Annotated in this window: 9 protein-coding genes and 1 tRNA gene; 2 read left to right on the plus strand and 8 right to left on the minus strand. The window is 47.9% G+C overall.

Annotated elements, in window-relative coordinates; genetic code table 11:
* Positions 1-86 precede the first annotated feature (86 nt).
* Both uvrC and G6R30_RS05685 read right to left on the minus strand, forming a co-directional pair.
* Positions 87-1886, minus strand: coding sequence for an excinuclease ABC subunit UvrC (uvrC, locus tag G6R30_RS05680; RefSeq protein WP_213822413.1), 1800 nt, complete (start codon positions 1884-1886; stop codon positions 87-89).
* Between the two features lie 82 nt (positions 1887-1968).
* Positions 1969-3591 (minus strand): CTP synthase, encoded by a 1623-nt coding sequence (locus G6R30_RS05685; protein WP_213822415.1) that lies wholly within the window; start codon positions 3589-3591, stop codon positions 1969-1971.
* Positions 3592-3966: 375 nt separating this feature from the next.
* On the opposite strand from G6R30_RS05685, the gene G6R30_RS05690 reads away from it, so the two are divergent.
* Positions 3967-5496: a glycoside hydrolase family 68 protein gene (locus G6R30_RS05690; RefSeq protein ID WP_213822417.1), complete on the plus strand. Its 1530-nt coding sequence runs from the start codon at positions 3967-3969 to the stop codon at positions 5494-5496.
* Between the two features lie 33 nt (positions 5497-5529).
* Here G6R30_RS05690 and G6R30_RS05695 read toward each other — a convergent pair whose 3' ends face one another.
* From G6R30_RS05695 to G6R30_RS05715, 5 genes are all read right to left on the minus strand, one after another.
* Positions 5530-6246 (minus strand): DUF975 family protein, encoded by a 717-nt coding sequence (locus G6R30_RS05695; RefSeq protein ID WP_238476811.1) that lies wholly within the window; start codon positions 6244-6246, stop codon positions 5530-5532.
* A gap of 96 nt (positions 6247-6342) precedes the next feature.
* Complete coding sequence (locus G6R30_RS05700; RefSeq protein ID WP_213822419.1) at positions 6343-7719, minus strand: amino acid permease; 1377 nt, start codon at positions 7717-7719, stop codon at positions 6343-6345.
* 455 nt (positions 7720-8174) lie between these two features.
* A tRNA-Lys gene (locus G6R30_RS05705) sits at positions 8175-8248 on the minus strand.
* 81 nt (positions 8249-8329) lie between these two features.
* Complete coding sequence (rpoE, locus tag G6R30_RS05710; protein ID WP_213822421.1) at positions 8330-8881, minus strand: DNA-directed RNA polymerase subunit delta; 552 nt, start codon at positions 8879-8881, stop codon at positions 8330-8332.
* A gap of 44 nt (positions 8882-8925) precedes the next feature.
* A complete protein-coding gene (locus G6R30_RS05715) occupies positions 8926-9345 on the minus strand; it encodes a YwiB family protein (RefSeq protein WP_213822424.1) in 420 nt (139 codons plus the stop codon).
* A gap of 67 nt (positions 9346-9412) precedes the next feature.
* On the opposite strand from G6R30_RS05715, the gene G6R30_RS05720 reads away from it, so the two are divergent.
* On the plus strand, positions 9413-10765 hold the full coding sequence (locus tag G6R30_RS05720; RefSeq protein ID WP_213822426.1) for an HD domain-containing protein: 1353 nt from the start codon (positions 9413-9415) through the stop codon (positions 10763-10765).
* 131 nt (positions 10766-10896) lie between these two features.
* Here the strand turns inward: G6R30_RS05720 and G6R30_RS05725 are convergent, their stop codons facing one another.
* Positions 10897-13431 carry a M1 family metallopeptidase gene (locus G6R30_RS05725; protein ID WP_213822429.1) on the minus strand — a complete coding sequence of 845 codons (2535 nt, stop codon included), beginning with the start codon at positions 13429-13431 and terminating at the stop codon, positions 10897-10899.
* Between the last annotated feature and the right edge of the window lie 82 nt (positions 13432-13513).

The following is a 13513-nucleotide window of genomic DNA, read 5'->3' on the forward strand; positions in this document are numbered from 1 at the left end:
CTTTGAAAAATCCGTCTTATTTTCGGCCACTAATTTTCGGCCACTAAAAAAGCCAGCAAACTGCTGCTTGCTGGCTCTTTATCTTGTTATTTTTCCACCTTCGACTGTGACAAGGACCAGTGCACTAACTGGGCTGTCTTTTGTGAAAGGCCAAGTGCTTGTAATTCTTCTGGCGAAGCGGCTTCAATTTTGGATAAGGAACCAAAATTGGTCAGCAACTTTTGCCTGGTCTTTGGTCCCACACCTGAAATGGCGTCCAGACGGGAGGCCAGCGACTTTTTCGACCGTGATTTACGGTGGAAGGTAATGACAAAGCGGTGCACTTCATCTTGAATTCGCTGGACGAGGAAAAAGCCCTGTGAATGGTGATCCAAGAAGACTACTTCTTCCGTCTTACCAGAAATCAAGTCCGCGGTCTTGTGCTTATCGTTTTTGACCATGCCGGCAATTGGGATGTCCAAGCCGAGTTCGTCTTCCAGCACTTCTTTTGCCGCATGCAACTGAGCAATGCCACCATCCATCAAGATGAGGTCCGGCAGCTCCTCATGCTCCTTTAAAAGTCTTGAGTAGCGACGGCGAATCACTTCCTGCGTTTCCAGCCACTCGTCAGCATGACTGGTCGAGCGAATTTTATACTTCCGGTAGAGGTCCTTGTTAGGCCGCCCGTCTTCAAAGACGACCATGGCCGATACAATCTCATCCCCCTGGGTATGCGAGTGATCGAAAGCTTCGATTCGATGGCCCATTGAAATGCCGAGTGCGTCCGTCACTTCTTTCATGGCCTGCGTCGTCTTTTGCTCGTTTAATTCCATCAAGCGGAATTTCTCTTCCAAGGAGATTCGAGCGTTCTTTTCGGCCAGATCAAGCAAATCTTTTTTCTCACCACGCACCGGCGTTCGAACGGGTAAATCCAAAGCTTCCGCAAGCAAGTTGGTATCCACGACGTCGGGAACGAGCACCTCTTTTGGCTTTTGAATGTTTTTTTGCAGGTAGAACTGCTGAATATAGGTCGTTAATTCATCGACCCCATCGGACACAACGGCAAAAGTCTGCTTCGACTGACGAATCAAGCGCGCCTGCCGTAAGAAGAAGACGGAAACCGTCATCCACCCCTTATCCATGTAGAAATTAAAGAGGTCTCGCGGTGTCGAATCCTTGGAGAGCATCCGCTGACTCTCCACGGTTTCATCAATGTACTTTAGTTGATCGCGCAAATCAGCCGCACGCTCAAATTCCATGTTGTCAGCGGCCGTTGCCATTTCTTTTGCCAATCGTTTCTTAACGACTTTGGTATCGCCCGAAAGAAAACGTTTGATTCGATCGACCTGTGCATCGTATTCAGCCATCGGCACGGTTTTAAAGCAGGCCCCCAGGCACTGTCCCATCGAATAATAAAGGCATGGGCGACCCTGACGACCCTTACAACGACGCAGCGGGTAGTTCTTTTCCAAGAAATGCAGCGTCTCCTGGGCAGCATAAACGTTTGGATAAGGCCCAAAGTAAAAGGCGCCGTCCTTTTTCACCTCCGAGACCAGGGCCAGCCGTGGGTTTCGTTCCTGGGTAATCTTGATATAGGGATAGCCGGTTCCGTACTTCAGCCGGATGTTGTAGTAAGGCTTGTACTTTTTAATCAGCTCGTTTTCGAGCAGGAAGGCTTCCTTGTCCGAGTTCGTCACGATAAAGTCAAAGTCGACGATGTTTGACACCAGTTCGGCTGTCTTTCCATCGTGATCCTGCTTGAAATAGGAGCGCACCCGGTTCTTCAGGTTCTTGGCCTTCCCAACGTAGATGATTTTACCGGTGTAATCCTTCATCTGGTAGGAACCCGGCTCACTTGGCAAAAGCGTTAATTTATCCTCGATATGTTTTGAAGTCTTCGCTAACATAGGTCCATTATATCCTTTTTAGTAGCAAAAAGACCGCCAAAACAGCGGTCTTTATTAGACAATTTTATTCAAAATACCCTGATTACTTCTTTTCGTCTTGTGCAATCGCAGCCTTGATAAAGCTGTGGTACAAACCTTCCGGCTTGTTTGGACGAGAGATGAATTCTGGGTGATACTGAGCGGCAATGAAAAAGTCGTTCTTTGGATATTCGATGACTTCCATCAACTTGTTATCAGGTGAAGTAGCCGAGAAGAGCATGCCGTTTTCTTCGAATTGCTTCCGGTAAGCCGTGTTAAATTCGTAACGGTGACGGTGACGTTCCTCAACTTCTTCTTTGTTACCGTAGGCGGCAGCCGTCTTTGTTCCTTCCAACAAGCAAGTTGGGTAGAAGCCAAGACGTTGTGTACCACCGAGGTCGGTCACTTCGTTTTGCTCGTTCATCAATGAAATCACGGGATGCTTGGTTTCAGGGTTCAACTCGATGGAGTTGGCGTCCTTGTATCCCAAAACATCACGGGCAAATTCAACGGAGGCCAACTGCATACCCAAACAAACGCCCAAGAATGGAATATTGTTTTCACGGGCATACTTGATGGCTTGGATCTTTCCTTCCGTTCCACGAGGGCCAAAGCCACCAGGCACCATGATACCGTCATAGTTCTTTAGCTTGTCAGCAACGTTTTCAGCCGTCACCGTTTCAGACTTAATGTGGTCGATGTGCACATCGGCGTTTTCGCTGTAACCACCGTGCTTCAATGATTCGTTAACGGAAATGTAGGCATCTGGCAAGTCGGTATACTTTCCAACAACCGCAACGTTGATTGTCTTCTTTGGGTGCTTGATGCGTTCAACCATCGCAGCCCATTCAGTCATATCAGCCTCAGGTGCCTTCACTTGCAACTTATCCAAGACCACGTCATCCATGTGTTGAGCTTGCAAGTTCAATGGAATTTCGTACAACGTTTCCACGTCTCGTGATTCAACAACGGCCTTTGGATCGACGTCGGTAAAGGTTGCCAACTTATCAATCAAGCCTTCTGTCAATGGCTTTTCAGTACGCAAAACCAGCATGTCGGGTTGAATACCCAATGAACGCAACTGCGTCACGGAGTGCTGGGTTGGCTTCGTCTTTGCTTCACCAGCCGCCCGGAGGTAAACAATCAGCGACGTGTGAATGTAGAAGACATTTTCGTTACCAAAGTCTGACTTCATCTGACGCAAGGCTTCGATAAATGGCAATGATTCGATATCACCAACCGTTCCACCAACTTCGACGATGACCACATCGGCATCCGTTGATTCGCCGGCTTTGACAATCTTATCCTTGATGGCGTTCGTGATGTGAGGAATCACTTGTACGGTTGCCCCGTTGTAATCCCCACGACGTTCCTTTGCCAAAACTTCGGAATAGATGCGTCCCGTCGTCACGTTTGAGTACATGTTGGTATTGATGTCCATGAAACGCTCATAGTGTCCCATGTCCAAATCCGTTTCCAAACCATCACCCGTTACGTATGTTTCCCCGTGTTGGTAGGGTGACATCGTTCCTGGGTCAACGTTGATGTATGGATCCAGCTTTTGGATGGCCAACTTCAGTCCGCGGTTCTTCAACAAGCGTCCCAAAGATGCCGCCACAATTCCCTTACCAAGTGAGGAAACCACCCCACCGGTCACGAAGATGTACTTGGTTTGTTTCTTAGCCATACTGCCTCCTGTAGTGCTGCCTTGCTTACGATCTCATCCCGATGGGTTTCGGTCAACCGTCATTTATAAAATAGAAAAACTCCCAAGCAATGCTTGGGAGCTATAAACGTCTTCACATTAAATGTGAGCCCTAATATATATTACTGATTGCCCCTAATGATGTCAAGCGTTCCTCAGCGAATGTCTGATGATTTCTCTAGACCAATTTTCAACCCTTCCAATGCCAAGGGTCGGCATGCCAAGAGGCGTCGAAAATGCCGGCTGTCAGTTCGGATTGACTTTGATTAGTCAACCTTGGGAAAGTTCACGACTTTTCTTAACGAAACGCTTTGCTATAATATAAGTATTCTAAATTAATCGAAAGTGTACCTGCACATGTTTGCTTCTTATTTGAAAAGCATCCAAAAATTCTTCCCCCTCTTTCTCTTCGGCCCGCTGTTCGCCATCGCCATTATCTTAGGCATTCAGCAGGGAACGCTCGATAAGGCTGGAAAAACGGCCAATTCATCAGCCGTCCACTTCACTAGGGCCAATCTTCATCAGCTACAACAGCAGATGAAAAGCCCCCGCTACCAAATGGCGGATTTCGATGCCAATCAATTGGGCCAAACCATCCCCTCTGCCAAAGTCACGGATCAAGATGGCCACCGTCACCAAGTCGTTCTTTGGGACTCCTGGCCAGTGACGGATCAAAACGGTTATCTAGCTGACTACCACGGCTACCACTTGACCATCGCCCTTTCGGCAATCGATAAGCGGCGGGATAAAAAGGGCGTCAAGATGGTCCTTCTCGCTCAAAAGGCCAATAGCAAGAACCAGGGGCTCGATTCTTGGCTCTATCTTGGTCCCCTCTTTAACACTTTCACAGAAGGGGCCCAGTCACCCGACCTATGGTTATCACGCCTAAATAACGAATGGTCTGGTTCCGCCGTGCAGATGCAGTCAGAAGATGACCACATTCGACTGTTCTACACGGGCGCGATGACCGAATACGGCCAAGCACAAGCCCTGACAACCGCTTCAGTCAGCATTCAGCCAAAAGACGGTCAGAATTGGGCATCTGGCCTGACAATCAACCACCAAATGGCAAGCGACCATAAAACGCTCTTTACCGGTGATGGCAAAATTTATCAAAGAAAAAGCCAGCTGACCAACCAAAAGACCGATTCTTTTGCCATGCGTGATCCACATTTTGTTGTCGATCACGGGCATTACTACCTGGTCTTTGAAGGTAACACGACGAGTCGACCAGCCCAAACGCTTCAAAACCCGGCCAATTTCGGTTCCCTCGCCTTCTTTAAAAAGGATCGCGCTGCAATCGATCAGTCAACCGCAGACACCATCAGCCAGACGAGCAACGTGAGCCTCAAAAGTGCGGTTGGCACGGCCAATTCCGCCATTGGCTTACTGAAATTAAATCACGATTTCACCGTTAAAAAAGTCGACCAACCCCTCATGGTTTCCTCCGCCGCCAACGATATCACCGAGCGGCCTAACCTCTTCAAATACGAGGGCAAGTGGTACCTCTTTACTTGCTTCCAAGGCAAGTCGCTGGCCTCTTCGAACAAGCAGTTTTTAAACCAAAATTACTTACTCGGCTATGTTTCAACCAACGGCCTCAAGGGTTCCTACCAAAAGCTGAACAAAACGGGCTTGGTCCTTGGCTCCAATGCCAAACGCAAGACCAATCGTTTTACTTATGCCTATCTCGTTGTCCCTTCTAAGGTGAAAAAGCAAAGCCAATTTGTGATTACCGCCTTTGCCGGTGACCGAACCTTCGCCCCTTCTGTTGAATTAAAGCTGAAGGGAAAAACGAGTACGGTGAACAACACGCGAATCCTTAACCAAGGTGCGCTCACCACTGCAGGCCAACGCTACCAAACGAATCCTCAAAAATGGACATAAAAAGAGCACTGCCTTGGCAGTGCTCTTTTTTGCTTATTCGGCGCTCGTCGATGCCTTTTCAGCCAAGTCCTTCTTCAAATAGTCATAGAAACCGGCAAATGTCAGGTACATATATGGCAGCAAGATAATCATCCCAAGTCCCAACACGAGGTTGGCCAAGATCAACCAACCAAGGAAGGACAACTGCAAGACAAAGTACTCCCATTTGTGTCCATCCATCAATTGACGTGAACGGGTGATGGCATCACGGAAACGAATGCTTTCGCCACTCTCCTTGGCGTCCTTATAAACATAAAGCGCCTGAGAGTATGAAAAGCTCTTGATGATTCCAGGAATGATCAGAAGCCATGTCCATAAGAAAATCCAAATGAACTGCAAAATGGCAATCCCAATCGTTCCTAAGAACAGGCCCTTCGTCTTATAAACTTCAATGGACTGCAAGAATGGGTGTGGCTGCTTTTCCCCATTTCGGAAAAAGCTCAGCAATGAAAACATGGCCGCTGTGGAAGCAAAGAAAGCCAGGATGGACATGGCCGATCCATCACCAATCGACAGATAAGAACTTTGGCCGTCAACCCAAGGGAACTCCCCGTGCATCAAGGCCACTGTATCCATCAATTGGAAACTGCGATCACCAATCCAGCTAAAGATCACTGCCGGCAAGGTAACCAAGACCAAGTAAATCCAATTGTTTGCTAACTTCTCTTTCGCTGCCGTCTTAATCTGTCGGCGTACGTCCTTTTTTGTCATGATTCCTCCCGTGAATTCTTTCATATCTCACCCAATATAACATGTTCAACCAGACTTTTCAAACAAAAAAGACGCCCGAAGACGTCTTTTTTATAATTATTTGGCATCCTTACGATGTTTAATAAAGTAAACAACCAAAACCAGGGCAAGTAATGAAAAACCAATCAAGAGTGGTACTTGCGTGTCGGGATTCATTGTCATGAAGACCAGGGTAATGATCAACATGAACATGGCAAAGTAGTTCGAAATTGGCGAGAAGGGCAATTTGAAGGGGTGCCCCTCCAAATACTCAGGGTGTTCCTTGCGGAACTTAATTTGCGACCAAAGAATCACAAACCAAGGAACCATTCCTGGCAAAGTCGAAGCCGAGTAAACCATGACAAAGATCTTTGATGAATCATGCCAAATTAATGGTAACAAGGCGTTCAACACAATACCCAACAAGATACCGGCAGACATCGCCAAAACGGCAACTTCCGGCACACGGCGCTTCGACAACTTCAAGAACTTTGGTGAAATTTCCTTGTTCATCGCCAATGTATAAAGCATTCGTGATGATGAGAAAAGGCCAGAATTCAAAGCGGAAATCGCCGCCGTCATCATGACGAAGTTGATGATTCCGGCAGCAGCCGTAATCCCAACACGGGCAAAAGTCTCAACGAATGGTGAACCAACTTGGTCTAGCTGGTTCCAAGGATAAATCGTAATAATGACGAAGATTGAGCCAACATAGAAAATCAAGATACGAGCAACGATTGACTTAATTGATTTGACAATCGCTACCTTTGGGTCCTTGGCTTCACCTGCGGTAATTCCAATCAATTCAATGGCCTGGTATGACGTCATCACGATTGAAAGGGCAAACATGAAGCCCTTAATACCACCGGCAAAGAAGGCACCGTGTGACCAAAGGTTTGAAAAGCCAAGGGGATGACCATGGTTTCCCACACCAAGTAAGATAACCAAGAAGCCCAGGATAATCATGAAGACAATCGTCAGGACTTTGATCAAGGAGAACCACGCTTCCATCGAGCCATAAGCCTTGACCGTAACCAGGTTAGCAGCCGTCAGCGTGGCTAAGACAATCACACCGGTTACCCAGGAAGGAATCCCTGGCCACCAATATTCCAGGTAAACCCCAACGGCAATGGTCTCAGAAATTCCGACCATCAACCACTGAATCACATTGGCCCAGACCGTTAGATAACCAGCCGCCGGGTGAATATAATGCTTGGCATAGTTGGCAAAGGAACCAACCTCGGGATCGATATACAACATTTCACCCAAGGCGCGCATCACAATATACAAGACCAAACCTGAAATCAGGTAGGCCAAAATAACCGATGGACCGGTCCAAGCAATGGTTGAAGAAGCCCCCATAAAGAGACCGACACCAATTGTACCGCCCAGTGCAATCATTTCCATTTGGAAAGACGAGAGGGAGCGATTTAATTCTTTATTATTTTCTGCCATAAGAGACACTCCTAAATTTCAGTTCAATCGTTTCTTGTGTTAACAAAAAAGGCGCCCCTAGCCAAAAAGCTAGGGACGCCGGCGCGTGGTACCACCCAAATTTGCTACGTTAACACACGTAACCTTAATCTGACCGAGGTAACGGTTGGTCAAACCGGGCATACTTTCACGCGCTACTCGTATGTCATTTCAAAAGAGGTAGTCTTCACTTAGCCCGACCGCCATTCTCACCAACCATGACGTCGCTGTATACCGAAACTAACTTACTCGTCCTCTTTACGTTGTGTCTATCATATAAGATACTATCTTTCATTGCAAGCATTTTTATAGAAATATGATAAAAAAATGAAAAAATTATTGTGACTGGTTTTTAGGGGAGCAAAACAAAAAGCGTCCGACATTTCTGTCAAACGCTTTTTTGGAAATCTCCCAAGGTCTCCTGATAAAAATATCAGTGCTTCCGCTCGGATTCGAACCGAGGACCTTGGGATTAAAAATCCCCTACTCTAACCAACTGAGTTACGGAAGCAATCTGTGCCTTAACACATTTATATAGTTTACCGAAGGTCCCCTCAAAAAGCAAGCGTTTTTCCGGGACTTTGACTAAAAATTACTTCTCTTCGTCACCATCGGAAAGATCGTCCAAATCATCAGATCCAGCCAACTCCGTCAAGTGTTCGTCGATTGATTCATCCTTTGAATCTTCATCATCGGCGTCATCATCGTCGTCAGTCTTTTCTTCTTCTGGCACGTCGTCAAAGTCGTCGTCTTCGGGATCGTCATCGTTGTAGTCGATCACGTCATCATCGTTGGCGTTATCGGCAAAGACGTTAACCTTCTTCGTCGTCTTCTTTTTCTTCTTTGGCTTTTCTTCTTCATCATCAATTTCGTGAATTGATTCATCAATGGCATCCACAGGGTACCAAGCACGTAAAGCCCATTCGTTGTTTCCAAGGGAAATAAATGAACCATCCGTGTTCAAGTCCGTGTAGAACTGAGACAAACGAGACTGGAAGCTCTCGTCGTCAACGCCCAGGAAGTTTTCAATGGCTTGAACCAAATCGGAAAAGGCCATGGCCTTCTTTTGTTCTGATAGGATGGCTGTGGCGATTTCCACTAGCGCCATTTCTTCTTTTAGTTGACCGTTTTCAATTTGTGACATGGCTGGATATCCTTTCGCACTTCTAACTAGTTAATAATACTGAATTATCGGACAAAATGCAAGGAAACCTGGTATTGGCCAACAACTTCGCCATTCGCTGATAGGGCATAGTCAAGCAGGATTTTACCAGCTCCACTCTCATCGATGGCTTGAACCAATTTGCTGGTGTTGGTGGCCAAAAGCATCACACCGGCGGCCGTTTGATAGGGTTGCTGATCGACTAAGCCCTTTTCAAAAACCAAGCGGGTCTTAGTAACATTTGTTCGGGTAATCGCCACTCGACCCTCTTCGATTTTAACGAGGACCTTTGTCCTTGGTTGATCTTCTAAGCTTTCGTCATAAGTTAAATACCAGGCCGCACCCTTTTGAACGAGTTTTCCCTGACTTTGAATCTGGTAGCTTTCATCACCAGCATCCTGATAAATTTTTGATTCAAAGGTCACGTTGACCGTTTGTCCTGCCATTCTTTTCCCTCATTTTTCGCAAGTTTTGCTGCTTTCTATTATAATAGGTATATCGAAGAAGGGAAAGGTGAAACTTTTGGAAAAACTAGCCCAAGAAAAGGTCCTTCGTGACCCCATTCACGACTTTATCCACATTCAAGATCAACTCATTTTAGACCTGATTAATACTAAGGAATTTCAACGTCTTCGTCGGGTTCAGCAACTCGGTGTGGCCAACACGATTTTCCACGGTGCCACACACGATCGCTTCGGTCACTGCGCCGGCGCTTATGAGCTCGCCCGTCGAGTAACTGATTACTTTGGCCAGTATTTTGCAAGCAAGACGCCAGGCGACGGTTTTTGGAATCCGGAAGAACGCATGGTCACCCTGGCTGCTGCCCTTTTACACGACGTTGGTCACGGTGCTTTTTCACACACCTTCGAACACCTTTTCCACACGGATCATGAGGCCATGACCCAGCAAATCATCATGGGCGACACCGAAATTCACCAGGTGCTCTTGCAGGAAGGCCCTGACTTTCCTAACAAAGTCGCCTCGGTCATCGCCAAGACCTATCCCAACCCCCAAGTCGTGCAACTGATCTCCTCGCAACTCGACGTGGACCGAATGGATTATCTTCTTCGCGACGCTTACTATACGGGCGCTTCTTACGGCGAATTCGATCTTTCCCGAATTTTGCGGATGCTGCGACCATGCCAACGTGGCATCGCCGTCAACATTGGCGGTATGCACGCGGTCGAATCCTATCTGGTAGCGCGCTACCAAATGTATCTTCAAGTTTACTTCCACCCCGTTTCACGAGGCATGGAAATCCTCTTGGAGCACTTACTTGGTCGCGTCAAAGAGCTGCTCTCCGCTGGAAAGGAGCCCCAATCATTAGTTGGCCCCTTGCTAGCACCAGTCTTCCAGGAAGATCATGATCTGACCGTTCACGAGTACCTGCGACTCGATGACAACCTCTTCTTGACGGCAATCAACGGCTGGCAGGATTCGGACGATACGATTTTAGCTGATTTGTCCCAACGCTTCTTGGGACGTAAGCCGCTTAAGTCCATCCAAATCAACGAACAATCAGCACCGCATCTCGACAGCTTGGAAAAAATCGTAAAAGAAGCCGGCTTCGATCCACGCTACTACACAGCGCGAAACGATGCCTATGACTTACCTTACGACGATTACAAGCCCGCCGCTAAGAAGCCCCGGACACAAATCGAGCTGGTCTTAGCTGACGGCAGTCACCGTGAGCTTTCGGAACTTTCGACCTTGGTTGGTGCCATCAAAGGCCGTGCCTCGCTGGACCAACGCTTCTTCTTCCCAAGAGAAATGCTTGATAACGGACCAGACGATCTTTTCACCGACGTCCACGCCGATTTTCAATCACTCATTAAAAACGACACCTTCATTCCAGGTGAAGATTAAAAAAGGCTTCCTGTCGGAAGCTTTTTTTACCTGCTTACTAATTTTTCAAATACGGCGATTCAGCCAATCAAAAAGAGCGCAACATGGTGGCCTCAAAATATGGCGGGGCAATCCGATGCGCTCTTTTTTTGTTATTTTGTCAATCCTGCCAAGGCCTTGGCAACAGCAGCTTCCTGCTTTTCCACCAAGGATACTCGGTTCTCAATGACTTGCGTATCAACAACAATTTCGCGGGAAAGTCCCGGTTGGTCTTTCTTATCATCAAAGAAGGCTTGGAAGGCTTCGAGCTTTTCACGGCTCTTGAAGATGCGAGAAATCACCGTGATGTATGAAGAGAACTCCATATCACCACCCAGACGTTCTTCCAACCATCCCCAGTTGGTCTTCAACCAATCCCAAGCCTGGTCCTGACCAACTGGGTTGGCCAAAACGCCAGCAAACCAGTTTCGCAAGTCTTGCGGCTTGATCACGGCTGGATCTTGGAAGGAAGCCACTAACTCCTTGATTTGCAAAGCATTCGGTGTCGCTGCCAGGGCAGCCGACAAGTCACGCTTCAAAGAGGCATTGGCACTTGTTTGATAGGCGGACAAAAGGGCGGCAAAAGTCTCCTGGCTGTTGTAGTTGACCAGTTCGTTCTTCAAAATTTGTGTTCGACCATCGGCTGGCAATGCCTGGGCAGAGCCGGCTTTCACAAATGTCGCATGGGCCTTCGCCAACAAGTCGTCATTGTGTCCGTACAAAGCAGCTGCCACAACCGTTGGACGAGCCAACTCGTCAGCCACTGAATCCGTTGCTTTCTTGTCCAGTCCGAGACGGGCAAAGCTCTTGGCCGAAAGTTGCTGCGTGGAGGCCTTCAAATTCTTCTCTAAGTCAGAGCCAGCAGAGGCAAAGACTTTGACAGCGGCAATGGCTTGGTAGACAAAGTCTTGCACCAGAGCAGAATCGGAATCGGCCAGTGCTGGCAAAACAGGGAGGATATCAGCATAGCCAATCTCGTTTGCCTGTGCCAACAACAAAGCGTTTTGCAAGAACTGTGCCTGGTCAATGGCTGAAAGGGCGGCAAGTTGTTGAACTTGTTCGGCCAAAATTTGATCATCGTAAGAAACGATGTAGTGACCGGCATTGCCGACGTTCAAACGGAAGGGACCATCCGAAGCCGCCTGCAATTCAGACCACTCGCCCAAATCGGCGCTTTCGTCGGTCAACAATTCAGGCAATCCCGCAACGGATGCCTTCAACGGCACTTGCCAAAGTCGATGATCATCTTTTGGCTTTTCGCCTAAGACAAATGGCTTTTGGCTGACTTTGACACGGCCATCTTCGATGGAAACAGACAAGACAGGGTAGCCCGGCTGGTCCAACCAGGTCTTCATAATGGCCCCAACGTCTTGGCCAGAGGCGTCGCCCAAGGCGGCCCAGAGGTCATCCCCCGTTGCGTTGCCATAGGCCTTCTTATCAAAGTAAGCCTTCAATCCCTTCCGCAAGGCATCGTCGCCAATCAAGGAACGAAGCATTACGAGCAAGTGCGCCCCCTTGGCGTAGACGATGGCAGGGTCAAAGAGCGCATCAATCTCTTCCGGATGATGAACGGCCACGTGAACGGGCTGAACACCCGGAATGGCATCGCGACGAAAGGCGGATTGTGCATCATTGGCGTTAAAGCTTTCCCAAATGTGCCAGTCTGGCTCAATGGCGTCAATGGCGACAAATTCCATCATGTTGGCGAAGGACTCGTTCAACCAGAGCTCATCCCACCACTTCATCGTGACTAAGTCACCAAACCACTGGTGCGCCAATTCGTGGGCAATCACGGTTGCCACGACCTGCTTCATGGCCAGTTCCGTATTATCGGGATCGACCAGCAAGTAGGCTTCCCGGTAGGTAACCATTCCCCAGTTTTCCATGGCCCCAGCCGAAAAGTCCGGCAAGGCGACTTGCAAGGACTGGGCCAGTGGATAAGGCGTCTGGTAAAAGTCCTCATAAAAGTCAATGGAGCGCTTAGCGATATCCAAGGCAAAGGCCAAATCCTTTTTTGGATGGGCCTTCGTGGCATAGACACCGACTTTGATACCGGACTGACTGGTCGTTTCAACCGATTGGAAGTCCCCAAAGGCAAAGGCCACCAAATAAGTCGACATCTTCACCGTCTTTTCAAAGTAATGCACGCCATCAACCACTCGCTCTTCTGGCATGTTGGCAATGGCGACTTCTCCAGGCTGTTCGTCAAACTTCAAAGCCAAGGAGAACGTGGCCTTTGCTTCAGGCTCATCAATACTTGGAAAGGCCTGTCGTGCAAAGTAAGTCTCAAACTGCGTGGAAACAACCTGCTTGTCTTGCCCATCAACCAAATAATAGGAAGGATAGATACCGTTCATGTTATCCGTCAACGGTGCTTCGTATGCTAACTCAATCGTTTGTTGGCCCGCCTCTTCGACTTGGAAGCGAATTTGATCCGTTGGATCATCGACGACAAAGTCGACGGCCTGTCCGTTGACTTTGACAGAAGAAACCGTCAAGTCGTGCTGGTGTAAAGCAATTGATTGGCGCTTGGCAGTCCCCGTAACGACTGTCTTCCCCTGAATCAACTTGGCCTCGCGGGAGACGTCGATAAACAGATCATAGTGTTCTGGTTGGAAAAAATCATAGAGACGTTCAATACTTGCCATCAATATACCTACCTTTTTATTAAAGAATTATGATAAAATCTCACGTTAGATTCATTATAGCGAATGTTGCCCAAAAAGAAAA

It is taken from the genome of Fructobacillus parabroussonetiae, assembly GCF_018437265.1.
Lineage (GTDB): Bacteria > Bacillota > Bacilli > Lactobacillales > Lactobacillaceae > Fructobacillus > Fructobacillus parabroussonetiae.

Excerpts from the sequence above, each read along its gene's own strand:
- uvrC (WP_213822413.1), bottom strand. The coding sequence starts at position 1,886 with ATGTTAGCGAAGACTTCAAAACATATCGAGGATAAATTAACGCTTTTG.
- G6R30_RS05685 (WP_213822415.1), bottom strand. The coding sequence starts at position 3,591 with ATGGCTAAGAAACAAACCAAGTACATCTTCGTGACCGGTGGGGTGGTT.
- G6R30_RS05690 (WP_213822417.1), top strand. The coding sequence starts at position 3,967 with ATGTTTGCTTCTTATTTGAAAAGCATCCAAAAATTCTTCCCCCTCTTT.
- G6R30_RS05695 (WP_238476811.1), bottom strand. The coding sequence starts at position 6,246 with ATGACAAAAAAGGACGTACGCCGACAGATTAAGACGGCAGCGAAAGAG.
- G6R30_RS05700 (WP_213822419.1), bottom strand. The coding sequence starts at position 7,719 with ATGGCAGAAAATAATAAAGAATTAAATCGCTCCCTCTCGTCTTTCCAA.
- rpoE (WP_213822421.1), bottom strand. The coding sequence starts at position 8,881 with ATGTCACAAATTGAAAACGGTCAACTAAAAGAAGAAATGGCGCTAGTG.
- G6R30_RS05715 (WP_213822424.1), bottom strand. The coding sequence starts at position 9,345 with ATGGCAGGACAAACGGTCAACGTGACCTTTGAATCAAAAATTTATCAG.
- G6R30_RS05725 (WP_213822429.1), bottom strand. The coding sequence starts at position 13,431 with ATGGCAAGTATTGAACGTCTCTATGATTTTTTCCAACCAGAACACTAT.